The organism is Alishewanella jeotgali KCTC 22429 (assembly GCF_000245735.1).
Lineage (GTDB): Bacteria > Pseudomonadota > Gammaproteobacteria > Enterobacterales > Alteromonadaceae > Alishewanella > Alishewanella jeotgali.
The window spans coordinates 12,761-39,032 of sequence record NZ_AHTH01000034.1; the positions used below are offsets into that span (position 1 = coordinate 12,761).

Annotated in this window: 35 protein-coding genes; all 35 read left to right on the forward strand. The window is 49.0% G+C overall.

Annotated elements, in window-relative coordinates; translation table 11 throughout:
- Positions 1–33: 33 nt before the first annotated feature.
- The 35 genes from rpoC (at position 34) to AJE_RS10390 (ending at position 25,889) form a co-directional block, all read left to right on the forward strand.
- Positions 34–4,209: a DNA-directed RNA polymerase subunit beta' gene (rpoC, locus tag AJE_RS10225; protein WP_008950790.1), complete on the forward strand. Its 4,176-nt coding sequence runs from the start codon at positions 34–36 to the stop codon at positions 4,207–4,209.
- A gap of 148 nt (positions 4,210–4,357) precedes the next feature.
- On the forward strand, positions 4,358–4,732 hold the full coding sequence (gene rpsL / locus AJE_RS10230; protein ID WP_008950791.1) for a 30S ribosomal protein S12: 375 nt from the start codon (positions 4,358–4,360) through the stop codon (positions 4,730–4,732).
- Positions 4,733–4,822: 90 nt separating this feature from the next.
- Positions 4,823–5,293, forward strand: coding sequence for a 30S ribosomal protein S7 (gene rpsG, locus AJE_RS10235; RefSeq protein ID WP_008950792.1), 471 nt, complete (start codon positions 4,823–4,825; stop codon positions 5,291–5,293).
- Positions 5,294–5,320: 27 nt separating this feature from the next.
- Complete coding sequence (fusA, locus tag AJE_RS10240) at positions 5,321–7,426, forward strand: elongation factor G (protein WP_008950793.1); 2,106 nt, start codon at positions 5,321–5,323, stop codon at positions 7,424–7,426.
- Between the two features lie 56 nt (positions 7,427–7,482).
- Positions 7,483–8,670 (forward strand): elongation factor Tu, encoded by a 1,188-nt coding sequence (tuf, locus tag AJE_RS10245; RefSeq protein ID WP_008950787.1) that lies wholly within the window; start codon positions 7,483–7,485, stop codon positions 8,668–8,670.
- Between the two features lie 128 nt (positions 8,671–8,798).
- A complete protein-coding gene (locus tag AJE_RS10250) occupies positions 8,799–10,538 on the forward strand; it encodes an acyl-CoA dehydrogenase family protein (RefSeq protein WP_008950794.1) in 1,740 nt (579 codons plus the stop codon).
- Positions 10,539–10,784: 246 nt separating this feature from the next.
- Positions 10,785–11,096, forward strand: coding sequence for a 30S ribosomal protein S10 (gene rpsJ / locus AJE_RS10255; protein ID WP_008899121.1), 312 nt, complete (start codon positions 10,785–10,787; stop codon positions 11,094–11,096).
- A 29-nt stretch (positions 11,097–11,125) separates the two neighbouring features.
- On the forward strand, positions 11,126–11,764 hold the full coding sequence (gene rplC / locus AJE_RS10260; protein WP_008609595.1) for a 50S ribosomal protein L3: 639 nt from the start codon (positions 11,126–11,128) through the stop codon (positions 11,762–11,764).
- Positions 11,765–11,782: 18 nt separating this feature from the next.
- On the forward strand, positions 11,783–12,388 hold the full coding sequence (gene rplD, locus AJE_RS10265) for a 50S ribosomal protein L4 (protein WP_008609594.1): 606 nt from the start codon (positions 11,783–11,785) through the stop codon (positions 12,386–12,388).
- Positions 12,385–12,687 carry a 50S ribosomal protein L23 gene (gene rplW, locus AJE_RS10270; RefSeq protein ID WP_008609593.1) on the forward strand — a complete coding sequence of 101 codons (303 nt, stop codon included), beginning with the start codon at positions 12,385–12,387 and terminating at the stop codon, positions 12,685–12,687. Before rplD ends, rplW begins: the two co-directional genes overlap by 4 nt.
- Before the next feature lie 16 nt (positions 12,688–12,703).
- Positions 12,704–13,528, forward strand: a complete 825-nt coding sequence (rplB, locus tag AJE_RS10275; protein ID WP_008609592.1) for a 50S ribosomal protein L2 — start codon at positions 12,704–12,706, stop codon at positions 13,526–13,528.
- Positions 13,529–13,544: 16 nt separating this feature from the next.
- Positions 13,545–13,823: a 30S ribosomal protein S19 gene (rpsS, locus tag AJE_RS10280; protein ID WP_008950795.1), complete on the forward strand. Its 279-nt coding sequence runs from the start codon at positions 13,545–13,547 to the stop codon at positions 13,821–13,823.
- A gap of 10 nt (positions 13,824–13,833) precedes the next feature.
- The gene (gene rplV / locus AJE_RS10285; protein WP_008224490.1) at positions 13,834–14,166 is read left to right on the forward strand and encodes a 50S ribosomal protein L22; all 333 of its coding nucleotides are present in this window, start codon (positions 13,834–13,836) and stop codon (positions 14,164–14,166) included.
- Positions 14,167–14,175: 9 nt separating this feature from the next.
- Positions 14,176–14,889, forward strand: a complete 714-nt coding sequence (gene rpsC, locus AJE_RS10290) for a 30S ribosomal protein S3 (RefSeq protein ID WP_008609590.1) — start codon at positions 14,176–14,178, stop codon at positions 14,887–14,889.
- A gap of 12 nt (positions 14,890–14,901) precedes the next feature.
- Positions 14,902–15,315, forward strand: a complete 414-nt coding sequence (gene rplP / locus AJE_RS10295) for a 50S ribosomal protein L16 (protein ID WP_008950796.1) — start codon at positions 14,902–14,904, stop codon at positions 15,313–15,315.
- On the forward strand, positions 15,315–15,506 hold the full coding sequence (gene rpmC / locus AJE_RS10300) for a 50S ribosomal protein L29 (protein ID WP_008609588.1): 192 nt from the start codon (positions 15,315–15,317) through the stop codon (positions 15,504–15,506). Before rplP ends, rpmC begins: the two co-directional genes overlap by 1 nt.
- Positions 15,506–15,763, forward strand: coding sequence for a 30S ribosomal protein S17 (rpsQ, locus tag AJE_RS10305; RefSeq protein WP_008950797.1), 258 nt, complete (start codon positions 15,506–15,508; stop codon positions 15,761–15,763). Before rpmC ends, rpsQ begins: the two co-directional genes overlap by 1 nt.
- Positions 15,764–15,989: 226 nt before the next feature.
- Positions 15,990–16,358: a 50S ribosomal protein L14 gene (gene rplN / locus AJE_RS10310; protein ID WP_008224481.1), complete on the forward strand. Its 369-nt coding sequence runs from the start codon at positions 15,990–15,992 to the stop codon at positions 16,356–16,358.
- A 9-nt stretch (positions 16,359–16,367) separates the two neighbouring features.
- Entirely contained in the window at positions 16,368–16,682 is a 315-nt protein-coding gene (gene rplX / locus AJE_RS10315) for a 50S ribosomal protein L24 (RefSeq protein WP_008609586.1), read from the forward strand.
- 19 nt (positions 16,683–16,701) lie between these two features.
- Positions 16,702–17,241, forward strand: coding sequence for a 50S ribosomal protein L5 (gene rplE / locus AJE_RS10320; protein ID WP_008609585.1), 540 nt, complete (start codon positions 16,702–16,704; stop codon positions 17,239–17,241).
- Between the two features lie 11 nt (positions 17,242–17,252).
- Complete coding sequence (rpsN, locus tag AJE_RS10325; RefSeq protein WP_008609583.1) at positions 17,253–17,558, forward strand: 30S ribosomal protein S14; 306 nt, start codon at positions 17,253–17,255, stop codon at positions 17,556–17,558.
- A gap of 21 nt (positions 17,559–17,579) precedes the next feature.
- Positions 17,580–17,972: a 30S ribosomal protein S8 gene (gene rpsH / locus AJE_RS10330; RefSeq protein WP_008609582.1), complete on the forward strand. Its 393-nt coding sequence runs from the start codon at positions 17,580–17,582 to the stop codon at positions 17,970–17,972.
- Between the two features lie 15 nt (positions 17,973–17,987).
- Positions 17,988–18,521 carry a 50S ribosomal protein L6 gene (gene rplF, locus AJE_RS10335; protein WP_008609580.1) on the forward strand — a complete coding sequence of 178 codons (534 nt, stop codon included), beginning with the start codon at positions 17,988–17,990 and terminating at the stop codon, positions 18,519–18,521.
- A 9-nt stretch (positions 18,522–18,530) separates the two neighbouring features.
- Positions 18,531–18,881: a 50S ribosomal protein L18 gene (rplR, locus tag AJE_RS10340; protein ID WP_008609579.1), complete on the forward strand. Its 351-nt coding sequence runs from the start codon at positions 18,531–18,533 to the stop codon at positions 18,879–18,881.
- A 9-nt stretch (positions 18,882–18,890) separates the two neighbouring features.
- On the forward strand, positions 18,891–19,394 hold the full coding sequence (rpsE, locus tag AJE_RS10345) for a 30S ribosomal protein S5 (RefSeq protein WP_008609578.1): 504 nt from the start codon (positions 18,891–18,893) through the stop codon (positions 19,392–19,394).
- A gap of 6 nt (positions 19,395–19,400) precedes the next feature.
- Positions 19,401–19,583 (forward strand): 50S ribosomal protein L30, encoded by a 183-nt coding sequence (rpmD, locus tag AJE_RS10350; protein ID WP_008609577.1) that lies wholly within the window; start codon positions 19,401–19,403, stop codon positions 19,581–19,583.
- 3 nt (positions 19,584–19,586) lie between these two features.
- Complete coding sequence (gene rplO, locus AJE_RS10355; RefSeq protein ID WP_008950798.1) at positions 19,587–20,021, forward strand: 50S ribosomal protein L15; 435 nt, start codon at positions 19,587–19,589, stop codon at positions 20,019–20,021.
- A 15-nt stretch (positions 20,022–20,036) separates the two neighbouring features.
- Entirely contained in the window at positions 20,037–21,365 is a 1,329-nt protein-coding gene (gene secY / locus AJE_RS10360; protein WP_008609575.1) for a preprotein translocase subunit SecY, read from the forward strand.
- A gap of 21 nt (positions 21,366–21,386) precedes the next feature.
- Positions 21,387–21,500 (forward strand): 50S ribosomal protein L36, encoded by a 114-nt coding sequence (gene rpmJ / locus AJE_RS18210; protein ID WP_008950799.1) that lies wholly within the window; start codon positions 21,387–21,389, stop codon positions 21,498–21,500.
- A gap of 131 nt (positions 21,501–21,631) precedes the next feature.
- Positions 21,632–21,988, forward strand: coding sequence for a 30S ribosomal protein S13 (rpsM, locus tag AJE_RS10365; protein ID WP_008609574.1), 357 nt, complete (start codon positions 21,632–21,634; stop codon positions 21,986–21,988).
- 11 nt (positions 21,989–21,999) lie between these two features.
- The gene (rpsK, locus tag AJE_RS10370; RefSeq protein ID WP_008609573.1) at positions 22,000–22,389 is read left to right on the forward strand and encodes a 30S ribosomal protein S11; all 390 of its coding nucleotides are present in this window, start codon (positions 22,000–22,002) and stop codon (positions 22,387–22,389) included.
- Between the two features lie 33 nt (positions 22,390–22,422).
- The gene (rpsD, locus tag AJE_RS10375) at positions 22,423–23,043 is read left to right on the forward strand and encodes a 30S ribosomal protein S4 (protein WP_008950800.1); all 621 of its coding nucleotides are present in this window, start codon (positions 22,423–22,425) and stop codon (positions 23,041–23,043) included.
- Between the two features lie 23 nt (positions 23,044–23,066).
- Positions 23,067–24,056, forward strand: a complete 990-nt coding sequence (locus AJE_RS10380; RefSeq protein ID WP_008950801.1) for a DNA-directed RNA polymerase subunit alpha — start codon at positions 23,067–23,069, stop codon at positions 24,054–24,056.
- Between the two features lie 39 nt (positions 24,057–24,095).
- Positions 24,096–24,491: a 50S ribosomal protein L17 gene (gene rplQ, locus AJE_RS10385; protein WP_008950802.1), complete on the forward strand. Its 396-nt coding sequence runs from the start codon at positions 24,096–24,098 to the stop codon at positions 24,489–24,491.
- Positions 24,492–24,629: 138 nt separating this feature from the next.
- On the forward strand, positions 24,630–25,889 hold the full coding sequence (locus AJE_RS10390; protein WP_008950803.1) for a serine hydrolase: 1,260 nt from the start codon (positions 24,630–24,632) through the stop codon (positions 25,887–25,889).
- Positions 25,890–26,272: the final 383 nt, after the last annotated feature.

Sequence of the window (26,272 nt, forward strand, 5' to 3'; positions counted from 1 at the left end):
CCATTCCGGTTTACCTCTTACAGGAGAGCAAAGGTGAAAGACTTATTAAAGTTTCTGAAACAGCAAACTAAAACTGACGAGTTTGATGTTATCCGTATCGGTTTATCCTCGCCGGACATGATTCGTTCATGGTCATTCGGCGAAGTGAAAAAGCCAGAGACGATCAACTACCGTACCTTTAAACCCGAGCGTGACGGTTTATTCTGTGCCCGGATCTTCGGGCCGGTAAAAGACTATGAGTGTCTGTGTGGTAAGTACAAGCGCTTAAAGCACCGCGGTGTGATCTGTGAAAAGTGTGGCGTTGAAGTCACCCTGACCAAAGTCCGTCGTGAGCGCATGGGTCATATCGAGCTGGCCAGCCCGACTGCCCATATCTGGTTCCTGAAGTCACTGCCAAGCCGTATCGGTTTATTACTGGATATGACGCTGCGTGATATCGAGCGCGTGCTGTACTTCGAAAGCTACGTGGTAACCGAGCCAGGTATGACGTCGCTAGAGCGTCGTCAGATGCTGACCGAAGAAGAATATCTGGACGTGCTGGAAGAGCATGGCGATGAGTTCGAAGCCAAGATGGGTGCAGAAGCGATTCTGGACTTATTAAAAGGCATTGAGCTGGCGACTGAAATCAAGCAAATGCGCGAAGAGTTGCCAACCATTAACTCAGAAACCAAGCGGAAGAAAATCAGCAAACGTCTGAAATTAATGGAAGCTTTCCATACTTCTGGTAACAAGCCAGAGTGGATGATTATGACTGTACTGCCAGTGTTACCGCCGGATTTACGTCCGTTAGTACCGTTGGACGGTGGTCGTTTCGCAACCTCAGATCTGAACGATTTATATCGCCGGGTTATTAACCGTAACAACCGTTTGAAGCGTCTGTTAGATCTGTCTGCGCCGGACATTATCGTACGTAACGAAAAGCGGATGTTACAGGAAGCTGTTGATGCGCTGTTAGATAACGGTCGTCGCGGCCGAGCGATCACCGGTAGCAACAAGCGTCCACTGAAGTCACTGGCGGACATGATCAAAGGTAAACAGGGTCGTTTCCGTCAGAACCTGTTGGGTAAGCGTGTAGACTACTCAGGCCGTTCGGTAATTACCGTAGGTCCTACGCTGCGTTTACACCAGTGTGGTCTGCCGAAGAAAATGGCACTGGAACTGTTCAAGCCGTTTATCTATGGCAAGCTGGAAGCCCGTGGTTTAGCGACGACGATCAAAGCCGCCAAGAAAATGGTAGAGCGCGAAGAAGGCGCAGTATGGGACGTACTGGACGAAGTCATCCGTGAACATCCGGTACTGCTGAACCGGGCACCAACACTGCACCGTCTGGGTATCCAGGCATTTGAGCCGGTACTGATCGAAGGTAAAGCGATTCAGCTGCACCCTCTGGTGTGTGCGGCCTATAACGCTGACTTCGACGGTGACCAGATGGCGGTACACGTACCGTTAACGCTGGAAGCACAGTTAGAAGCCCGTGCGTTAATGATGTCGACCAACAACGTACTGTCGCCAGCAAACGGTGAGCCAATCATAGTACCATCGCAGGACGTCGTTCTGGGTCTGTACTATATGACCCGCGAAGCGATAAACGCGAAAGGCGAGGGCATGCTGTTCAAGAGCCCGAAAGAGGCCGAGAAAGCGTTCCGTGCCGGTGTTGCCAGCTTACACGCCAAAGTCAAAGTGCGGATGACCGAAGTGACCATCCATGAAGATGGCACTAAGACCTCTGAGACGGCAGTTAAAGACACCACTGTTGGCCGGGCCATTCTGTATTCGATCCTGCCGGAAGGTTTAAGCTTTGATGCGGTGAACCAGGCGATGGGTAAAAAGCAGATTTCCCGCCTGTTAAACGGTGCTTACCGCCGTATCGGTCTGAAACAAACCGTTATTTTGGCAGACCAGATTATGTATACCGGTTTCCACTACGCGATGTTATCGGGTGTGTCGGTTGGTATCGATGATATGGTGATCCCAGCGGCGAAGACTGAAATTATCGACGCAGCTGAGAAAGAAGTAGAAGAGATCCAGGACCAGTTCCAACAGGGTCTGGTTACCGCTGGTGAAAAGTACAACAAAGTTATCGATATCTGGTCAACAGCCAACGAAGCCTTGTCTAAGGCGATGATGGATAACCTGTCGAAAGAGAACGTGGTTGATCGGGACGGTAATACTGTACAGCAGCAGTCGTTTAACTCAGTGTACATGATGGCCGACTCTGGCGCCCGGGGTTCACCGGCGCAGATCCGTCAGCTGGCAGCGATGCGGGGCCTGATGGCTAAGCCGGATGGTTCGATCATCGAAACGCCGATTACGGCGAACTTCCGCGAAGGTCTGAACGTATTACAGTACTTTATTTCAACCCACGGTGCCCGTAAGGGTCTGGCTGATACCGCACTGAAAACAGCGAACTCAGGTTATCTGACGCGTCGTCTGGTCGATGTGGCACAAGACTTAGTCGTAACAGAGCACGACTGTGGTTCTGAGCAGGGCATTATCATGAAGCCGCTGATTGAAGGTGGTGACGTGGTAGAAGGTCTGCGTGAGCGGGTACTGGGCCGGGTGGTGATTGGCGATATCATTGCGCCAACAACGGGCGAAGTGCTGGTGACAGATGGCACCATGCTTGATGAGCAGCTGTGTGATCTGATTGAGAAAAACTCAATCGACGAAGTGCACGTACGCTCTGTTATTACCTGTCAGACCGACTTCGGTGTTTGTGCTAAGTGTTACGGCCGGGATCTGGCGCGCGGTCACCTGATTAACCCAGGTGAGGCGGTAGGTGTTATCGCAGCGCAGTCAATCGGTGAACCTGGTACCCAGTTAACGATGCGGACTTTCCACATCGGTGGTGCGGCATCACGGGCATCAGCTGAAAACAGTGTCCAGGTGAAGAACGCCGGTACCCTGAAGCTACACAACGCCAAGTTCGTCCGCAATGCCGATAACAAGATTGTTATCACTTCGCGTTCAGCTGAAGTCACCGTATTCGATGAATTAGGTCGTGAAAAAGAGCGTTATAAGCTGCCGTACGGTTCGATCCTGACGACAGACGATAATGCCAAGATCACAGCAGGCCAGATCGTGGCGAACTGGGATCCGCATTCACACCCAATTATCGTTGAGCGCGGCGCTAAGGTCTCGTTCAGTGATGTTGACGATACCAACACTGAAGTACAAATGGATGAGCTGACCGGCTTAACCCGTACTGTAGTGAAAGACCTGGCCAAAGCGAACGCTAAAGAGCCGAAGTTGATTCTGGCAACCGACGATGGCGGCCTGCAGGAAATTCGTCTGCCAAGTTTCACCACTATTGAAGTGGCGGATGGCGATAACGTGGTGACCGGTACTGTACTGGCACGTATTCCTCAGGAAAGTTCGAAGACACGGGATATTACCGGTGGTCTGCCGCGCGTTGCTGACTTGTTCGAAGCGCGTAAGCCAAAAGATCCTGCCATCCTGGCTGAGATTTCAGGTGTTATCGGTTTTGGTAAAGAAACCAAAGGCAAGCGCCGTCTGGTGATTACACCGGATCAGGGTGAAGCTCATGAAGAGATGATCCCGAAATGGCGTCAGGTCAATGTGTTCGAAGGCGAGCGTATTGAGAAAGGTGAAGTCCTGTCAGAAGGTCCGGAGTCAGCACATGACATCCTGCGTCTGCGTGGTATTCACCATGTTGCCAGCTACATTGTGAACGAAGTACAGGACGTTTACCGTCTGCAAGGTGTAAAGATCAACGACAAGCACATCGAGACCATTATCCGGCAGATGCTGCGTAAGTGTGTGATCACTCACCCTGGCGACAGTGAATTCCTGGAAGGCGAACAGGCTGAAGTGGCCCGCGTGAATATCGCGAACCGTGAACTGGAAGCCGCCGGCAAAATGCCTGCGCAGTACGAGCGTGTACTGTTAGGTATTACTAAGGCGTCTCTGTCTACGGACTCCTTCATTTCTGCGGCCTCGTTCCAGGAGACCACCCGCGTTCTGACCGAAGCTGCTGTCGGCGGCAAGGTTGACGAACTGCGTGGTCTGAAAGAAAACGTTATTGTTGGTCGTCTGATCCCGGCCGGTACTGGTTTTGCTTATCACCAGAACCGTGCCCGTCAGCGTGCCGGCAACAATGATGTTGTTGAACCGGTAATGAGTGCAGAGTCGGCCGAACAGGCACTGACCGATGCACTGAATATGGATTTATCGGGCAACGACGAGTAAGCAAGGAACAACACCTGCCGGCATTAAAATGCCGGCAGTGTGCTTTGTAACTTGACAGGTCAAAGCTTGACCATTAGAATTCCGCGGCCTCATTCTCGGGGGCGGAATTTTTCACGTTTATTGGGTATATATTAACCAGGAGTATTTAATGGCAACAATCAACCAGCTAGTGCGTAAGCCGCGCAGCCAGAAGGTAGCCAAGAGCACCGTTCCGGCGCTTGAAGCTTGCCCGCAGAAGCGTGGTGTTTGTACCCGTGTATACACCACTACACCTAAGAAGCCAAACTCAGCATTACGTAAAGTATGCCGTGTTCGTTTAACCAACGGATTCGAAGTAACTTCTTACATCGGTGGTGAAGGCCACAACCTGCAGGAACACAGCGTAGTGCTGATCCGCGGTGGCCGGGTAAAAGACCTTCCGGGTGTGCGTTACCACACCGTACGTGGCACGTTAGACTGTGCAGGCGTAAAAGATCGTAAACAAGGCCGTTCTAAGTACGGCGCCAAGCGGCCTAAGAAGTAACGGTACTCCGTTAGTAAGGCCAAACTAAACAACTTTTTTTCATTACTGTATTAAAAGTTTTGGAATCACCTGAAGCAATCGGAGTTTCGAATGCCTAGAAGACGCGTCATCGGTCAACGTAAAATCCTTCCAGATCCTAAGTTCGGAAGTGAGTTACTTGCCAAATTTGTTAACGTCGTAATGGTCGACGGTAAAAAGTCCATCGCCGAATCAATTGTATACGGCGCTTTAGAAATTGCAGCTACGAAATCTAAGAAAGAGCACATCGACCTGTTCGAAGTGGCTCTGGATAACATTCGTCCGTCTGTTGAAGTTAAATCACGTCGCGTGGGTGGTTCTACCTACCAGGTACCGTGTGAAGTTCGTCAGGTGCGTCGTAATGCTTTAGCCATGCGCTGGTTAGTAGAAGCTGCCCGTAAACGTGGTGAAAAATCTATGGCTCAGCGTCTTGCAGGCGAGATGCTGGATGCAATCGAGAACAAAGGTTCAGCGGTGAAGAAGCGTGAAGACGTGCACCGTATGGCCGAAGCGAACAAAGCGTTCGCACACTTCCGCTGGTAAGAATTTCTTAACTGAGGGGAAATTATTGTGGCACGTACAACTCCAATCGAACGTTACCGTAACATTGGTATCTGTGCTCACGTTGATGCCGGCAAAACCACGACATCCGAGCGGGTCCTGTTTTACACAGGCCGCTCGCATAAGATTGGTGAGGTGCATGACGGCGCTGCAACTATGGACTGGATGGAACAGGAGCAGGAGCGGGGTATTACTATTACCTCGGCTGCGACGACAACTTTCTGGTCTGGTATGCAGCAGCAGTTTGAACAGCACCGCATCAATCTGATCGATACCCCGGGCCACGTTGACTTCACTATTGAAGTTGAGCGTTCACTGCGGGTGTTAGATGGTGCTGTGGTAGTACTTTGCGGTTCATCCGGCGTCCAGCCACAAACCGAAACGGTTTGGCGGCAGGCGAATAAATACGAAGTTCCTCGCATGATCTTCGTAAATAAGATGGACCGTACAGGTGCTAACTTCCTGCGCGTAGTTAAGCAGGCTAATGACCGCCTGAACTCGCGTTGCGTGCCTATTCAGCTGCCTATTGGTGCTGAAGACCAGTTCAAAGGTGTGATTGACCTGATTAAAATGAAGGCAATCAACTGGAACGAAGACGATCAGGGTATGACCTTCACTTATGAAGACATTCCAGCCGATATGGTTGCAGAGTGTAACGAGTGGCGGCAGAACATGATCGAAGCGGCCGCAGACGCCAGTGAAGAACTGATGGATCGTTATCTGGAAGGTGAGGAATTCACTGAACAGGAAATCCGTCAGGCATTGCGTGACCTGACCTTACGCAACGAGATTGTGCTGGTTATGTGTGGTTCAGCCTTTAAGAATAAAGGCGTTCAGGCCATGCTGGATAACGTAGTCTACTTCCTGCCTTCACCGACTGAAGTTAAAGCCATCCGCGGTATTTTGCCGGATGAATCAGAAGGTGTGCGGATTTCAGGCGACGACCAGCCCTTTGCGGCCCTGGCATTTAAAATCGCCACTGACCCCTTCGTTGGTACCCTGACTTTCTTCCGGGTTTACTCAGGTGTGGTTGAGTCTGGCTCAGCCGTATACAACTCAGTAAAAGACAAGAAAGAGCGGATTGGCCGTATCGTACAGATGCATGCTAATTCGCGTGAGGAAATCAAAGAAGTTCGGGCGGGTGATATTGCCGCGGCTATTGGTCTGAAAGACACCACCACAGGTGATACCCTATGCGATCAGGATAACCCGATTATTCTGGAGCGGATGGAGTTCCCTGAGCCGGTAATTTCTGTCGCAGTTGAACCGAAAACCAAAGCCGACCAGGAGAAAATGGGTGTAGCCCTGAGTAAACTGGCAGCGGAAGATCCGTCTTTCCGGGTGCATACCGATGAAGAGACCGGGCAAACCATTATCTCGGGTATGGGCGAACTACACCTCGATATTATCGTTGACCGCATGAAGCGCGAGTTCAAGGTAGAAGCGAACGTGGGTAAACCACAGGTTTCTTACCGCGAAACCCTGCGTGGTCAGACGGAAGTCGAAGGTAAGTTTGTTCGTCAATCTGGTGGTCGTGGGCAGTTTGGTCACTGTTGGTTACGCATTGAACCATTACCGGAAGGCGAAGGTTATAAGTTTGAAAATGCCGTGGTCGGTGGGGTAATTCCAAAAGAGTTTATTCCGGCAATCGACAAAGGTATTCAAGAGCAGATGAAAAACGGCGTATTAGCGGGTTATCCGGTAATCGACGTTAAAGTCACGGTGTTTGACGGCTCTTACCACGATGTTGACTCCAGTGAAATGGCTTTTAAAATCGCCGCTTCAATGGGCTTCAAAAAAGGTGCGCTGCAGGCCAAGCCTGTGCTACTGGAACCTATTATGAAGGTTGAAGTAGTGACGCCAGAAGACTTTATGGGTGACATCGTTGGCGATTTGAACCGTCGGCGCGGTATTATCAATGGCATGGAAGACGCACCAGGTGGCATCAAAATTATTGCTGCTAACGTGCCTTTGTCTGAAATGTTTGGTTATGCCACTAACATGCGCTCACTGAGTCAGGGCCGTGCCTCCTATTCGATGGAGCCACTGAACTATCAGGAAGCACCGAGTAACGTTACTGAAGCCATTATCGCTTCACGTAAAGCATACGATTAACGATTAACAGGCCCGGTTTTGGCCGGGTCTAATTTTTGACTAAGAAGGGTCTACACATGGCTAAGGCTAAATTTGAACGCGTAAAACCGCACGTAAACGTAGGTACAATCGGCCACGTTGACCACGGTAAAACTACACTGACAGCTGCTATCACTAACGTATTAGCTAAGCACTACGGCGGTCAGGCATTTGCTTTCGATCAAATCGACAAAGCACCGGAAGAAAAAGCCCGTGGTATCACGATCAATACTTCACACGTAGAATACGACACACCAACGCGTCACTATGCACACGTTGACTGTCCAGGTCACGCTGACTACGTTAAGAACATGATCACTGGTGCAGCTCCAGATGGACGGCGGCTAATTCTGGTAGTAGCGGCGACAGACGGCCCAATGCCACAAACGCGTGAGCACATCCTGTTATCACGTCAGGTAGGCGTACCGTACATCATCGTGTTCATGAACAAGTGTGACATGGTAGATGACGAAGAGCTGTTAGAGCTGGTAGAGATGGAAGTGCGTGAGCTTCTGTCAGACTACGACTTCCCAGGTGATGACCTGCCAGTAATCCGCGGTTCAGCCTTAAAAGGTCTGGAAGGCGATGCCGAGTGGGAAAAGAAAATCCTGGAGCTGGGCGAAGCACTGGATACTTATATCCCAGAGCCAGAGCGTGCTATTGATAAGCCGTTCATCATGCCAATCGAAGACGTATTCTCAATCGCGGGTCGTGGTACAGTAGTAACAGGCCGTGTAGAGCAAGGTATAATCAAAGTTGGTGAGACAGTAGAAATCGTCGGTATCAAAGATACAGTATCAACGACCTGTACTGGTGTAGAGATGTTCCGTAAGCTGCTGGACGAAGGTCGTGCGGGTGAGAACATTGGTGCACTGTTACGTGGTACCAAGCGTGAAGACGTAGAGCGTGGTCAGGTACTGGCGAAGCCAGGTTCAATCAAGCCACACACTAAGTTTGAAGGTGAAGTGTACGTACTGTCAAAAGAAGAAGGTGGTCGTCACACGCCATTCTTCAAAGGCTACCGTCCACAGTTCTACTTCCGTACCACTGACGTAACAGGTGCGGTAGAGCTGCCAGAAGGCGTAGAGATGGTAATGCCAGGTGACAACCTGAAGTTCACCGTAGAACTGATTTGCCCAATCGCGATGGACGAAGGTTTACGCTTCGCAATCCGTGAAGGTGGTCGTACAGTAGGTGCAGGCGTAGTATCTAAGATCATCGCCTAAGTCATACTGTTGTACAAAGAAGGCTCCGGAAGGGGCCTTTTTTCTGTCCGAAACATTATTCAAACACTTGTTTGAAAATAAGGGCTGTGCCATAGTTCTAACTCATCGGTCCAGTTAAGGAGTAGAGCATGAGTCTGTATCAGGCACCCCTCAATGATATCCAGTTTAACCTGTTTGACGTCTGGCAATTAGATCAGTATTGGCAACAGCAGCCGCAGCTGCAGGATTTGATTGAGGCAGATACTGCCAAAGCTATTCTTGAAGAGGCCGCTAAAATTTGTGAGCAGCAACTGGCGCCCTTTAGTCAGGCCGCTGACCAGCGTGGCGCTCAGCTAACTGATGGTAAGGTTACACTACCGGAACATTATTACAGTGCCTATCAAAGCCTGAGTGAAGGCGGCTGGACCGGTTTAAGCGGTGATCCGGAATACGGCGGCATGGGGATGCCCAAGGCCTTGTCGATGATGGTCGACGAGATGCTCTGTAGTGCTGATATTGCCTTTTCACTGTATCCGGGACTGACTGCCGGAGCCTGTGTTGCCTTGCTGCAACACGCAGATGATGCAACCAAAGCGTTGTACCTGCCAAAACTCTACAGCGGGGAATGGTCGGGTACTATGTGTCTGACCGAAGCGCACGCCGGCTCAGATCTGGGTATTATGCGTACTACGGCCAAGCCGGCAGCGGATGGCAGCTATCAAATCAGCGGTAGCAAAATCTTTATTACCGCCGGTGAGCATGACCTTACCCGCAACATTATCCACCTGGTGCTGGCCAAATTGCCGGACGCTCCAGCAGGCAGCAAGGGTATCTCCCTATTTCTGGTGCCGAAGTTTTTACTTAACGCAAACGGAGAGCCGGCCGAGCGCAATAACGTCAGTGTTGGCTCTATCGAACACAAAATGGGTATTAATGGCTCGGCAACCTGTGTGCTAAATTTTGATGGTGCTACCGGTTATCTGATTGGTGAGCCACACCGCGGTTTGGCCTGTATGTTTACCATGATGAACTACGAGCGTTTGTCGATGGGTAGTCAGGGATTGGGCGCTGCAGAGCGCGCTTATCAAAATGCCTTGGCCTATGCCAAAGACCGTTTGCAGGGTAGAACCGTCGGGCGTGATCCGAACAAAGCCGACCCGATCCTTGGCCATCCTGATGTGCGGCGGATGCTGTTAAATATCAAAACCCTTAACGAAGCAGGCCGAACCTTTGCGACCTGGGTTGCCAGCTTACTGGATAAGGCAAAATATGATAATTGTAAGCTCTCGGCTGACCGTGCCAACCTACTGACGCCGATCACCAAAGCCTTTATGACGGATCGTGGTTTGGATGCCTGCGTTAACGCGCAGCAGGTATTCGGTGGTCATGGCTATATTAAAGAATGGGGTATGGAGCAGCTGGTGCGGGATGTACGGATTGCTCAGATCTATGAGGGGACAAATGGTATTCAGGCGCTGGACTTTGCCTTGCGCAAGGTGGCGGCCGACCAGGGCGGCGTGCTGCAGCAGCTATTGACAGAGATCCATACTGAGGTCAGTACAAAGCCCAATGCCGCTGCTGAACTACTGTTAACTGCCGTAGTTCAGCTACAAGATTGTGTTGCAGCTCAACTAGCGAAGGATACGACGCAACAGGCGCTGGATGCCTGTGACCTGCTGGATGCGGCAGGCTATGTGCTCTATGGCTATATGTGGTACAAGAATCTGGCAGCGCTTGATAGCGAAAAGCATAGCGCCGATTTTATTGCCGCTAAACAAGGTGCGGCACACTGGTATCTGCGTCGGGTCATGCCAAAGGCGCAGGCATTGTTTACCCAGCTGGGCGCCGATGGCAGCGCCGCGCTGCAACTGACAGACGAACAATTCTAAAATGGGATTGGTATTACTGTTGATCGTTTTATAATCAATGCTTGCAATATCGGCTGGGGTGTATATAATACGCCGCCAGTCGATATGATTCTGGCTGGTACAAACACCGGTAAGTCCTGTTAGGCAGAGTGTTTGTTGATAAGCTCCCGATTGGGGAGCACTTGAAACTAGGTGCATAGGCAAAGCCAAAATGGCTGCTTGCTTATGTTTATTTTTGCTCTTTTTGCTCTTTGAGGCTTTGATACAATGAGTAATCAAAGGATACGCATCCGTCTGAAAGCGTTCGATCACCGCTTGATCGATCAGTCAACTATGGAAATCGTTGACACAGCTAAGCGTACTGGCGCCCAGGTTCGTGGTCCAATTCCACTGCCAACCCGTCAGGAACGTTTTACTGTTCTGATTTCTCCTCACGTCAATAAAGATGCGCGTGACCAGTACGAAATCCGTACTCACAAGCGTTTAATCGACATCGTTGAACCAACTGAAAAAACAGTTGATGCGCTGATGCGTTTAGATCTGCCAGCTGGCGTTGACGTTCAAATCAGCCTGGGCTAATCAGACAGGTTTTTAGAGAGGTTTAGGAAATGGCTATCGGTCTTATCGGTCGTAAAGTGGGTATGACTCGCGTCTTCACAGAAGATGGCGTTTCTATCCCAGTAACCGTAATCGAAGCAACACCAAACCGCGTTACTGCTGTTAAAACTGAAGAAGTTAACGGTTATAACGCGCTGCAAGTAACTACTGGTGCAGTTAAGGCAAGCCGCCTGAACAAGCCAGACGCAGGTTTCTTTGCAAAAGTCGGTGTAGAGGCGGGTCGTGGTCTGTGGGAATTCCGCCTGCAGGATAACGAAGGCGCTGACATCACTGTTGGTAGCGAGATTACTGTCGAAATTTTCGCAGAAACAAAGAAAGTAGATGTAGTAGGTACATCTAAGGGTAAGGGTTTTGCTGGTGCGATCAAGCGCTGGAACTTCCGTGCCCAGGATACGACTCACGGTAACTCTTTGTCACACCGTGCCCCTGGTTCAATTGGTCAAAACCAATCACCAGGTAAAGTATTCAAAGGTAAGAAAATGGCTGGTCACTTAGGTAACGAGCGCGTAACTGTGCAGTCGCTGGAAGTGGTTCGTGTTGATGCAGAGCGTAACCTGCTGTTAGTAAAAGGCGCAGTGCCTGGTGCTATCGGTGGTGACGTGATCGTTAAACCAGCTGTTAAAAGCTAACGTCTGAGGAGAGAAGTGATGGAATTAGCATTACGAGACGCTCAAGGCGTTCTTGAAGTTTCCGAAGCTACCTTTGGACGTGAGTTTAACGAAGCTCTGGTACACCAGGTAGTCGTTGCGTATGCAGCTGGCGCCCGTCAGGGTACCCGTGCTCAACTGACCCGTTCAGAAGTACGTGGTGGCGGCAAGAAGCCATGGCGTCAAAAAGGTACTGGCCGTGCCCGTGCCGGTACAATCCGCAGCCCAATTTGGCGCAGCGGTGGTGTGACTTTTGCTGCTAAGCCGCAAGATCACAGCCAGAAAGTTAACCGTAAAATGTATCGCGGTGCAATCAAGAGCATTCTGTCTGAATTAGTTCGTCAGGACCGCTTAATTGTTGTTGAGAACTTTGGCGTTGAAACACCAAAAACCAAAGACTTAACTGCAAAACTGAAAGCGATGGATTTAAAAGACGTTCTGATCGTTACTAACGAAGTTGACGAGAATCTGTTCCTGTCTGCCCGTAACCTGTACAAGGTTGACGTGCGTGACGTACACGGTATCGATCCGGTCAGCTTAATCGCATTCGACAAAGTGTTAATGACTGCTGCTGCAGTTAAACAACTTGAGGAGCTGTTAGCATGATCCGCGAAGAACGTTTACTGAAAGTGATTCTGGCTCCGCACGTTTCTGAAAAGAGCACTAACGCGGCAGAAAAACACAACACTATCGTTTTCAAAGTAGCTACTACCTCTACCAAAGCTGACATTAAAGCTGCCGTAGAAAAACTGTTTGAAACAGAAGTAGTAGGTGTTCGTACTGTTAACGTTAAGGGTAAGACCAAGCGCACTGGTATGCGCATGGGCAAGCGTAGCGACTGGAAAAAGGCCTACGTCACTCTTAAAGAAGGCAGCGAAATCGATTTTGTTGGCGGCGCTGAGTAAGAAGAGGAGTTAGGAAATGGCACTTGTTAAGTGTAAACCTACGTCACCAGGTCGTCGCCACGTATTAAAAGTGGTTAACCCTGACCTGTACAAAGGCAAGCCTTATGCACCTTTGTTAGAGAAGAACGTTAAGACTGGTGGTCGTAACAACAACGGTCGTATCACTACCCGTCATATCGGTGGTGGTCATAAACAGCATTACCGCGTTGTTGACTTCAAACGCACTAAAGACGGTATTCCGGCTAAAGTAGAGCGTTTAGAGTACGATCCAAACCGTACCGCTAACATTGCATTAGTACTGTATGCAGACGGTGAGCGTCGTTACATCCTGGCACCGAAAGGTCTGAAAGCCGGTGATGCGGTGGTTTCTGGTGTTGATGCACCAATCAAACCAGCCAATACCTTACCACTGCGGAATATCCCGGTAGGTCAGGTAGTACATAACATCGAAATGAAACCAGGTAAAGGCGGTCAGCTGGCTCGTTCAGCAGGCGCTTTCGCTCAGATCCTGGCCCGTGACGGTGAGTATGTAACTCTGCGTCTGCGTAGCGGCGAAGTACGTAAAGTATTAGCTGACTGCCGTGCAACCATTGGTGAAATCGGTAATGCCGAACACATGTTACGTCAGTACGGTAAAGCGGGCGCAATGCGCTGGCGCGGTATCCGTCCAACGGTACGTGGTGTGGTAATGAACCCGGTAGATCACCCGCACGGTGGTGGTGAAGGTAAAACTTCAGGTGGTCGTCACCCAGTTACACCTTGGGGCGTACCAACTAAAGGTTACAAGACTCGTTCAAACAAGCGTACTGATAAACTGATCGTACGTCGTCGTGATAAATAATTTGTGAGGAATTGCCATGCCACGTTCTCTCAAGAAAGGTCCATTTATCGACCTTCACTTGCTGAAGAAGGTAGAGAAAGCGTTGGAAAGCGGTGACAAGAAGCCTATTAAGACTTGGAGCCGTCGTTCAATGATCATACCTGATATGATCGGTTTGACCATCGCTGTCCATAATGGTCGTCAACATGTACCTGTGTTCGTCTCAGAAGAGATGATCGGTCACAAGTTAGGTGAATTTGCACCTACTCGTACCTATCGTGGTCATGCCGCCGACAAAAAGGCCAAGAAGCGTTAAGGGGTAAATAATGCAAGCATTAGCGAAACACAAATTTGCCCGTTCTTCTGCACAAAAAACTCGTCTGGTTGCTGACCAGGTGCGTGGTTTGCCAGTAGATAAGGCGCTGAACGTACTGACTTACAGCCCGAAAAAAGCTGCTGAGTTAGTTAAAAAGGTTCTTTTATCAGCCATTGCCAACGCTGAGCACAATGAAGGCGCGGACATCGACACGCTGAAAGTTAAGACCATCTTCGTTGATGAAGGTCCGTCTATGAAGCGTATCAAGCCACGTGCTAAAGGTCGTGCTGATCGTATCGTCAAGCGTACCAGCCACATTACTGTGGTTGTAGCTGATAACTAGGAGTGAGAAATGGGACAGAAAGTACATCCTAATGGTATTCGCCTAGGTATCACTAAGCCATGGAGCTCAACCTGGTTCGCGAATACAAAAGACTTCCCGGATTTCCTGAACGGTGACTATAAAGTTCGTCAGTACCTGACTAAAGAACTGAAAGCAGCCTCAGTAAGCCGGATCGATATCGAACGTCCTGCGAAAAGCATCCGTGTGACTATCCACACTGCTCGTCCAGGCGTGATCATCGGTAAAAAAGGTGAAGACGTTGAGAAGATCCGTAAGCAAGTAGCCGCTATCGCTGGCGTACCTGCTCAGATCAATATCTCTGAGATCCGTAAGCCAGAGCTGGACGCAAAATTAGTTGCTGATTCAATCAGCAGCCAGTTAGAGCGTCGCGTAATGTTCCGTCGTGCCATGAAGCGCGCGGTACAAAACGCTATGCGTATTGGTGCTAAGGGTATCAAGGTACAAGTAAGCGGCCGTTTAGGCGGTGCTGAAATTGCCCGTGATGAATGGTACCGCGAAGGCCGTGTGCCACTGCACACCCTGCGTGCTGACATCGACTACAATACCTCAGAAGCACTGACTACTTACGGTATCATTGGTGTGAAAGTGTGGATTTTCAAAGGCGAGATCTTAGGTGGTCTGCCTCTGCAAAATAACGCCAACAACGCCAACAATAACAACCAGCCTAAAGCGCCGAAAAAACCGGCTCGTAAGGCTAAGTAAGGGTATTGAGCGATGTTGCAACCAAAACGTACAAAATTCCGGAAAGTGCACAAAGGCCGTAATCGCGGTCTGGCCTTAGTTGGCGATAAAGTCAGCTTCGGTACCTATGCACTGAAATCTGTAGAGCGTGGTCAACTGACTTCACGTCAAATTGAATCTGCACGTCGTGCTATGACGCGGGCTGTTAAGCGTGTTGGTAAGATCTGGATCCGTGTGTTCCCGGACAAACCAATTACTGCTAAGCCGCTGGAAGTACGTATGGGTAGTGGTAAAGGTTCTGTTGAATACTGGGTATGTCAGATTAAACCTGGCAAAGTCCTGTATGAAATGGACGGTGTGTCTGAAGAGTTAGCGCGCCACGCGTTCTCACTGGCTGCTGCTAAGCTGCCATTTAAGACAACCTTTGTAACGCGGACGGTAATGTGATGAAAGCCAGCGAATTGAAAACCAAAAGTGTTGAAGAGTTGAACACTGAATTGTTAGGTCTGTTACGTGAGCAGTTCAACCTGCGCATGCAAGCAGCTACTGGTCAGTTAGCTCAGACTCACTTATTGAAGCAGGTGCGTCGTGATATCGCGCGCGTTAAGACCATCTTAACCGAGAAGGCAGGTGCGTAATGACTGAAACTAACACCCGTACACTGCAAGGTAAAGTGATCAGCAACAAGATGGACAAGTCTATCACTGTTGCAATCGAGCGTTCGGTGAAACACCCTATCTATGGTAAGTTCATCAAGCGTACTACCAAGCTGCACGTACATGACGAAAACAATCAGTGTAAAGAAGGCGACGTTGTCACTATTCGTGAATGCCGTCCACTTTCCAAGACTAAGTCCTGGACTCTGGTTGCTGTCGTTGAAACAGCTGCTGAGTAATCCTCAGTGACTTGAAAACGGCTCCTTCGGGAGCCGTTTTTGTTTTTAAGACAGTCAGTTTGCTGCGGTTAAGTGGAGTCCCGGTTCGGCCGAATTGTTTTTATTTTAAACTACCACTTTTGCATAACTGCTGTTATAATCACGCGCCCTTCCTTTAGGGAGGGTTTTTATTATCGTAAGCAGCGTAACCTGAGAAGGTTACTTAGTAGAGTAGCGGAGCACTAAGATGATCCAGATGCAATCTATGCTGGAAGTCGCAGACAACAGCGGCGCGCGCAGCGTAATGTGTATTAAGGTCTTAGGTGGTTCGCATCGCCGTTATGCTGCAATTGGTGACGTCATCAAAGTTACTGTTAAGGAAGCAATTCCTCGCGGTAAAGTGAAAAAAGGTGACGTTCTGAATGCAGTGGTGGTGCGTACAGCTAAAGGCGTACGTCGTCAGGACGGGTCATTAATCCGTTTTGATCGTAATGCAGCAGTGTTGTTAAACAACAAGCTGGAACCGATCGGCACCCGTATTTTCGGGCCTGTTACACGTGAACTTCGTGGTGATAAATTCATGAAGATCGTGTCTCTGGCACCAGAAGTACTGTAAGGAGTCAGCATGGCTAGCAAAATCCGTCGTGATGACGAGGTAATTGTTCTTACTGGTAAGGACAAAGGTAAGCGCGGCAAAGTGACTAAAGTTTTAGTTTCTGAAAACCGTGTTTATGTTTCAGGCGTGAATCTGGTTAAAAAGCACCAGAAACCTGTTCCGGCTATTAACCAGCCAGGCGGTATCGTCGAGAAAGAAGCCTCAATTCATGTTTCAAACGTAGCGATTTTTAACCCTAAAACGGGTAAAGCTGATCGCGTAGGTTTCCGTTTTGAAGATGGCAAAAAAGTCCGTTTCTTCAAATCGAATAACGAAGTAATTTAATTGCTATTGGAGTAATACGATGGCGAAACTGCATGAGATTTACAAAGACACCGTAGTCCCAGAACTGATGAAACAGTTCGGCTACACCAGCGTCATGCAAGTCCCTCGGATTGAAAAAATCACACTCAACATGGGTGTGGGTGAAGCCGTAGCTGACAAAAAGATCCTTGAGAACGCGGTAGCTGATTTAACAGCTATCTCTGGCCAAAAGCCATTAGTGACCAAGGCTCGTAAGTCGGTAGCAAGCTTCAAAATCCGTCAAGGCTACCCTATTGGCGCAAAAGTGACCCTGCGCGGCGAGCGTATGTGGGATTTCTTAGAGCGTTTAGTCTCTATCGCTATCCCGCGTATCCGTGACTTCCGTGGCGTAAGCTCGAAGTCATTCGATGGCCGTGGTAACTACAGTATGGGCGTACGTGAGCAAATCATTTTCCCTGAAATCGATTACGATAAAGTAGATGCAGTACGTGGTTTAGATATCACTATTACTACAACTGCTCGTAGCGATGACGAGGGTCGTGCATTACTTGCCGCGTTCAACTTCCCGTTCAAGAAATAAGGTGTAGGGTCATGGCAAAACAATCAATGAAAGCACGTGAATTAAAGCGTGCACAACTGGTAGCCAAGTTCGCTGCTAAGCGTCATGAACTGAGAGATCTGATTGCTAATCCGGCCACTTCTGATGAAGACCGTTGGGCTGCAGTTCTTAAGTTACAGACGTTGCCGCGTGATTCAAGCCCATCACGTCAACGTAATCGTTGCCGTGTAACAGGTCGTCCACACGGTTATCTGCGCAAGTTCGGTATGAGCCGTATCAAGGTTCGTGAAGCTGCAATGCGCGGTGAAATTCCTGGCCTTCGTAAGGCTAGCTGGTAAGAATCACGGGAGTAACGAGCTATGAGTTTGCAAGATCCAGTAGCGGATATGTTTACTCGCATCCGTAACGGCCAAGCGGCTAACAAAGTTGCGGTTAAAATGCCTTCTTCAAAACTGAAGACGGCAATTGCGAAAGTATTAAAAGACGAAGGTTACATCGCCGATTTCGCGGTATCTGGTGACGTTAAGCCAGAGCTGGAAGTGACATTAAAGTACTTCCAGGGCAAATCTGTAATTGAAACTATCGATCGTGTTAGTCGTCCAGGCCTGCGAATCTATAAGAAGAGCGGCGAATTACCAAAAGTAATGGGCGGTTTAGGTGTGGCCATCGTGTCAACATCTAAAGGACTAATGACTGACCGTGCTGCGCGCAAGGTTGGTATCGGTGGCGAAATCATCGGCTACGTAGCGTAACGGAGGTAGTAATCTATGTCTCGTGTTGCTAAGGCCCCAGTCACTCTGCCAGCCGGCGTTTCTGTAACGCAAACTGGTCAGGTAGTGGCACTGAAGGGTAAAAACGGCGAGTTAACATTAAATGTTAACCCAGCGGTTGAGATCGTTGTTGATGGTAACGTACTGCGTACTGTGCCACGCGAAGGTTTCGAAAACGCTAACGCACAAGCGGGCACAGCCCGTGCATTGCTAAACAGCATGGTTATCGGTGTAACTGACGGTTTCACCCAGAAACTGGAATTAGTCGGTGTTGGTTACCGTGCTAAAGCTGAAGGTAAGGTGTTAAACCTGAGCCTGGGCTTCTCGCATCCGGTAGCGTTTGAGGTACCAGCAGGTATCACTGTTGAAACGCCAACGCAGACCGAAATCCTGGTTAAAGGTGCTGATAAGCAGTTAGTTGGTCAGGTATCTGCCAACATCCGGGCATATCGTAAGCCAGAGCCTTATAAAGGCAAGGGTGTACGTTATGCGAATGAAAACGTGCGTCGTAAAGAAGCGAAGAAAAAGTAAGGTAGGACGATGGATAAGAAACTTGCTCGTCTGCGTCGTGCCAAACGCGTCCGCAGAAATATTATCGAACAAGGTGCGAATCGCCTGGTGGTACACCGTACCCCACGTCACATCTACGCTCAGCTTATCGCACCAAATGCTGAAGTGATTGCAGCTGCTTCTACTGTAGAAGCCTCTATTGCAGAGTCACTGAAGTACACTGGTAACGTAGAAGCGGCCAAGGCTGTAGGTAAAGCGATCGCCGAACGTGCAGTAGCCAAAGGCGTTACTGCTTGTGCTTTTGACCGTAGCGGTTTCCGCTACCATGGTCGCGTGCAGGCGTTAGCAGACGCAGCGCGTGAAGCCGGTCTTCAGTTCTAGGAGTAGCTCATGGCTAACGAAGAAGTTAAACAACAATCTGACTTACAAGAGAAGCTTGTTGCTGTTAACCGCGTGTCAAAAGTGGTAAAAGGTGGTCGTATTTTCAGCTTCACCGCTCTGACTGTGGTAGGCGATGGCAATGGCCGTGTTGGTTTCGGTTATGGTAAAGCGCGTGAAGTTCCAGCTGCTATTCAAAAGGCAATGGAAAAAGCCCGCCGCAACATGACTCAGGTTGAATTAAATGGTAACACACTGCACCACCCAACTAAGGGTGTGCACTCAGGTTCGAATGTTTATATGCAGCCAGCTGCAGAAGGTACAGGTCTGATCGCCGGTGGTGCTATGCGCGCCGTGCTGGAAGTTGCCGGTATCCAGAACATTCTGTCTAAGTGTTACGGTTCAACCAACCCAATTAACGTAGTTCGCGCTACTATCAACGCGCTGTCGGCTGTTAAGTCACCAGCACAGATAGCGGCAAAACGCGGTTTACGCGTTGACGATATTCTGGGGTAATTTGCCATGGCGAAGAAAACAATTAAAGTCACCCAAGTGAAGTCTAGCATCGGTCGTTTACCGAAGCACAAGGCTTCATTACTGGGTCTGGGTTTACGTCGTATCGGTCACACCGTTGAAGTTGAAGACACTCCTTCAGTTCGCGGTATGATCAACGCCGTATACTACATGGTTAAAGTGGAGGAGTAACAGATGTTATTAAATACTCTTGCTCCAGCACCAGGTGCCAAGAAAGAAAAGCGCCGTCTGGGCCGTGGTATCGGTTCTGGCTTAGGTAAAACCGGTGGCCGTGGTCACAAAGGTTTAAAATCACGCTCTGGCGGTAAAGTTCGCCCGGGTTTCGAAGGCGGTCAAATGCCTCTGAAACAGCGTTTACCTAAGTTCGGTTTCACTTCTCTGAAATCTTTGGTTTCTGCTGAAGTACGTTTACACGAAATCGCTGCTGTTAATGGTGACGTGGTAGATTTGGCCTCTTTAATGGAAGCTAACATCATTGCCCGCACTGTGAAGTTCGCTAAAGTTGTGCTGTCTGGTGAGATCACTCGTCCAGTAACCGTTAAAGGTTTAGGCGTAACGAAAGGCGCGCGTGCAGCTATCGAAGCCGCTGGCGGTAAAGTCGAAGAATAATAAGGATAGTACGCAATGGCTAAACCAGGTTCGGACTCAAGAGCAGCAAAAGGTGGATTCAGTGAGCTGAAATCTCGCCTGTTGTTTGTGCTTTTAGCCATAATCGTGTTTCGATTAGGGTCCTTTGTGCCAATTCCTGGAATTGACGCCACCGTGCTAGCTCAGTTATTCGAGCAACAAAGAGGCACCATCGTTGAAATGTTTAACATGTTCAGCGGTGGTGCACTTGAGCGTGCTTCTGTGTTTGCGTTAGGTATTATGCCTTACATTTCAGCCTCAATCATTGTGCAGTTGTTGACGGTAATGCATCCGGCAATGGCTGAACTGAAGAAAGAGGGTGAAGCTGGCAAGCGCAAAATTAACCAGTACACACGCTACGGTACCTTAGCATTAGCGATCTTACAGTCTATTGGTATAGCTACTGGCTTACCCAATATGATGCCAGGGTTAGTGATTAACCCAGGCTTTGCATTTTACTTTACCGCGGTAATCAGTTTGGTTACCGGTACCATGTTCTTAATGTGGTTAGGTGAGCAAATTACAGAGCGCGGCATTGGTAACGGTATTTCGCTGCTAATTTTCACCGGTATTGTTGCTGGCTTCCCGTCTGCCATTGGTCAGACGATTGAGCAGGCACGTCAGGGCGATTTGCACTTTTTACTGTTAGTAGCGATTGGCGTGATTGTTATTGCGATTACCTGGTTCGTAGTATTCTTTGAACGCGGCCAGCGTCGTATTGTGGTTAACTATGCCAAGCGTCAGCAAGGCCGTCAGGTATTTGCCGCGCAAAGCAGCCATTTGCCGTTAAAGGTTAATATGGCCGGTGTTATTCCACCGATCTTTGCCTCTAGCATTATTCTGTTCCCTGGCACTATTGCCAGTTGGTTCGGATCAGGTGAGGGTATGGTAGCCAACTTCTTACAGGAGTTAGCGCTAACATTATCTCCGGGACAACCGCTGTATATGATGTTATACTCAGCAGCGATTATTTTCTTCTGTTTCTTCTATACTGCGTTGGTATTCAACCCGCGTGATACAGCTGACAACCTGAAGAAGTCCGGAGCCTTTATTCCTGGCATCCGTCCTGGTGAGCAGACATCAAAATACATTGATAAAGTGATGACAAGGTTAACCCTTGCTGGTGCCCTGTACATTACCTTTATTTGTTTGGTTCCTGAGTTCATGATGGTAGCGTGGAACGTACAGTTCTACTTCGGCGGTACATCACTATTGATTATCGTTGTTGTTATCATGGATTTCATGGCACAGGTACAGACACATCTGATGTCGCATCAGTATGATTCTGTGCTGAAAAAGGCAAATCTTAAAGGCATAGGCCGTTAAGATATTTTGCGGAGTTAAGTTATGAAAGTACGAGCTTCCGTTAAGAAGATCTGCCGTAACTGCAAAGTGATCAAACGTAATAACGTCGTTCGCGTAATTTGCAGTGAGCCGAAGCACAAACAACGCCAAGGCTAATAGCAGAAAATTACGATAAGGCGGGCTAAACTTTAGTTTAGCCCCTTTATTGTTTGCAATATGAGCGCCATTTGAGTATCCTTACGGGCTTTTCAAATTGGCACCTTTTAATTTCAGATAGGAGAACGTTAGTGGCCCGTATCGCTGGCATTAACATCCCCGATAATAAACATGCAGTGATTTCACTGACTTATGTTTATGGTATCGGTAAGACCCGTGCAAAGGCTATCTTAGCTGCAGTGGGCATCGAAGAGTCAACCAAGATTGCGACCTTAAGTGACGCACAGTTAGACTCTTTACGTGACGAAGTTGCAAAATACACCGTTGAAGGTGACTTGCGCCGTGAAATCACATTAAACATTAAGCGTTTAATGGACCTGGGTTGCTACCGTGGCTTGCGCCACCGTCGTAGTCTGCCGGTTCGTGGTCAGCGCACTAAGACTAATGCGCGTACCCGTAAGGGCCCACGTAAAGCGATTAAGAAATAAGGTGATTCAACATGGCTAAAGCACCAGTTCGTACTCGTAAACGGGTAAAAAAGCAAGTTTCAGATGGTATGGCTCATATCCATGCTTCTTTCAACAACACCATTGTGACGATCACTGATCGTCAGGGCAATGCACTGTGCTGGGCAACTGCCGGTGGTTCAGGTTTCCGTGGTTCACGTAAATCTACACCATTCGCTGCTCAGGTAGCTGCAGAGCGTGCAGGTGCTGCTGCACAAGAATATGGTCTGAAAAACCTTGAAGTCTTTGTGAATGGCCCAGGCCCAGGTCGTGAATCAGCGATTCGCGCACTGAATGCCGCTGGTTACAAAATCACAAATATCACCGACGTGACGCCAATCCCGCATAACGGTTGCCGTCCACCTAAAAAACGTCGCGTGTAATCACAGCGCTTCACGGATTATTGGAGAAAGAAGATGGCAAGATATTTGGGTCCTAAGCTCAAACTGAGTCGTCGCGAAGGTACAGATCTGTTCCTGAAGAGCGGCGTGAGAGCAATCGATTCAAAGTGTAACTTAACTACAGCTCCTGGTCAGCACGGTGCCCGTCGTGGCCGTCTGTCAGACTACGGTTTACAGTTACGCGAGAAGCAAAAAGTACGTCGTATTTATGGCGTACTAGAAAAGCAGTTCCGTAATTACTACAAAGAAGCTGCGCGTTTGAAAGGTAATACCGGTGAAAACCTGTTAGCGTTGTTAGAGTCTCGCTTAGACAACGTGGTATACCGGATGGGTCTGGCTAGCACGCGTGCAGAAGCACGTCAGCTGGTAAGCCACAAAGCAATCATGTTAGATGGTCGCGTGGTGAATGTTCCATCACATACTGTATTACCTGAACAAGTTGTTTCAGTTCGTGAAAAAGCGAAGAAGCAAGCCCGTATCGGTGCTGCTTTAGAGCTGGCTGCACAACGTGAAAAGCCAACTTGGATCGAAGTAGACACAACGAAGCTGGAAGGCGTGTTCAAACGTCTGCCTGAGCGTTCAGATCTGTCTGCTGACATCAACGAACAGTTAATCGTCGAGCTTTACTCTAAGTAAGGCTAATTGTTAAGAGAGGATATATGCAGGGTTCTGTCACCGAATTCCTTAAGCCGAGATTAGTTGGTATCGAAAGGATCAACCCAACTCGTGCCAAAGTTACTTTGGAACCACTTGAGCGCGGTTTCGGGCATACCTTGGGCAACGCGTTACGTCGTATTCTGTTATCGTCCATGCCAGGTTGTGCTGTGACCGAAGTAGAAATCGACGGCGTGCTCCATGAGTACAGTGCCAAAGAAGGTGTACAGGAAGATATCATTGATATCCTTCTGAACCTGAAAGGCCTCGCCGTACGCCTGGAAGACAAAGACGAAGTCACCCTGACTTTAACGAAAAAAGGTGCCGGCCCTGTAACTGCTGGAGACATCCAGCGTGGCGACGGTGTGGTAATCGTTAATCCTGATCATGTTATCTGCAACCTGACTGGCGAAACTGAATTCAGTATGCGCCTGAAAGTTGAGCGTGGTCGTGGTTATGTGCCTGCATCAGCTCGTTTTTCCTCAGACGATGACGAACGTCCAATCGGACGTCTGTTACTGGATGCGTCTTTCAGCCCGGTAGAGCGTATTGCTTACACCGTTGAAGCCGCCCGGGTAGAACAGCGTACCGACCTGGATAAACTGATTATCGACATGGAAACCAACGGCACTGTTGAGCCAGAGGAAGCCATTCGTCGCGCAGCAACAATTCTGGCTGAACAGCTGGAGTTCTTCGTTGAACTGCGTGATAAGAGTGAGCCAGAGAAACGTGAAGAGAAGCCGGAGTTCGATCCGATTCTGTTACGGCCGGTCGATGATTTAGAGCTAACGGTTCGTTCTGCTAACTGCTTAAAGGCAGAGCAGATTCAGTACATCGGTGATCTGGTGCAGCGTACCGAGGTTGAGCTGTTGAAAACGCCTAACCTGGGTAAGAAGTCACTTACCGAAATCAAAGACGTGCTGGCATCACGCGGTTTATCTCTGGGCATGCGCCTGGAAAACTGGCCGCCAGCTAGTTTGGTAAACAAAGACTAACCAGATACCAGTTCCTGGTTTAGTGAGAAGGAATAGATCATGCGCCATCGCAAGAGTGGTCGTCAATTAAATCGGAATAGCAGCCACCGTACTGCAATGTTCCGCAACATGGCAAGCTCGTTGGTGAAGCACGAAATCATCAAAACGACTTTGCCAAAAGCTAAAGAGTTACGTCGTGTGATCGAGCCATTGATCACTCTGGCAAAGAACGACAGCGTTGCAAATCGCCGTCTGGCTTTCGCCCGTACTCGTGATAAAGAAGTGGTAGGTTTATTGTTCAACGTATTAGGCCCGCGTTACAACGCGCGTCCAGGTGGTTACACTCGTATCCTTAAGTGTGGCTTCCGTGCGGGTGACAATGCACCTATGGCTTACATCGAATTAGTTGATCGTCCGGAAACGGCACTGCCAGTTGAAGAAACTGCAGCTGAGTAATCACTGATTCTCGTAAAAACCGGGCTTAGGCCCGGTTTTTTTATGCCCTTTTTTTGTCTGCTGCTTTGTGCGGGTGATATCGTTTCTTTATGCTGGTTTTATCGTTAAGATAAAATTTTATAGCTACCGGAAACCCGCATGAGAATCTTCGCCTGTTTGTTACTTGTTCTAACACTCTATCCGCAAACGACGTTGGCGCAGCAGGACCCCTGTCAGCATTTAGCAGCGGTTAGCAGTTGCCAACCCTTGCTCCCTTTGCTTGAGCAAGGTCAACAGCAGTCTGCGCTATTAAAGCAGGTGCTGGCGGCAAGTGAGGCCTATCAGCTACAGATCCTTTATACCCGTATCGAATTGCCCACAACTGAAGGCCAGCTACCGAAACTCCATTATTACCATTACCGGGTGCAACCCGAGCATTACTTCTACCCGGCCAGTACAGTGAAGCTGCCGTTGGCAGCTCTGGCCTTACAGTGGCTGAATGAGCAGGCTGTACATGGCCTAACTCTGGACACGACCATGCTGACCGATAGTCAGCGTGCACCGCAAACCGCGGCACATAGTGATAGCAGTAGCGAAACCGGCTTACCCAGTGTTGGGCATTATATTAAGAAGATTTTGCTGGTTAGCGATAATGACGGTAGTAACCGCCTATACGAATTAATGGGCCAGCAATATATTAACGAGCAATTGAAAGCGAAAGGTCTGACAGCGACTATCATCAACCACCGCTTAAGTGTGCCCTTTAATGATGAAGATAACCGCTATTTTAATCCGATACGTTTTGTCGATGCCGCGGGTAAGACATTATTGGCATTGCCAGAGCGACAGATCGCTGAGTCCTATGCCAATCCGGATCAGCCTAAACTTGGCAAAGCTTACTATCAGCGCGGTGAACTGATCGCGCAGCCGATGGACTTTACCTATAAGAACCGACAGTCGCTGATAGACTTTGATGGTGTAGTTAAACGTATCCTGATGCCGCAGCTGTTTCCGGTGCAGCAGCGCTTTAACATCAGTGAATCACAACGGCAATTTCTACTGCGCTATATGCGGATGCTGCCCCGGCAAAGCCAGTATCCAGCCTACCCGGAATCGGAATATCCGGATACCTATGTGAAGTACTTTTTAAAAGGCGACACGCAACAGCGCTTGCCTGAGTATATCCACTACCATAATAAAAACGGCCAGGCCTATGGTCATGTAATCGATGGCGCCTATATCGAAGATACTAAGCATGGGATCGCCTTCTTCCTGACAGCGATCCTCTATACCAATGCGAACCAGATCCTTAATGACGATACTTATGAAACTGACAGCATAGGTCAGCCGTTCCTGCGTGAACTGGGCTCCTTGTTATATCAGCAGGAGTTATCGCGACTACAGCAAGCCAGCGATTAAGCTTGAGATCGCGTCATACGGCGAGTGATCCGCTGAACTTTGCAGCGGATCGCGCAAAAGATCGCCCATCCCAACAAGGATCGTTTAAAAAACACCCGAACGATCCTTTTTCCTGAAAAAAGATCTTGAACAAGTTTTTCGGATCTCTATAATGCGCATCCACAGACGGGGACAACGGCAACGAAGTCCAAGTCTGGAAGAATCCTGAGGCAAGCGCCTCGCTTCGTAGAACGAAGCACGCTCTTTAACAATAAGCAATCAATTATCTGTGTGGGCACTTATGATGGTTTCGAAATGAAATTAATCAGAAAGTGACCAAGTAAAATTAGTCAGTGACTGAGCGCCACTTAGTTGGCAGAAAGAACTTTAATTGAAGAGTTTGA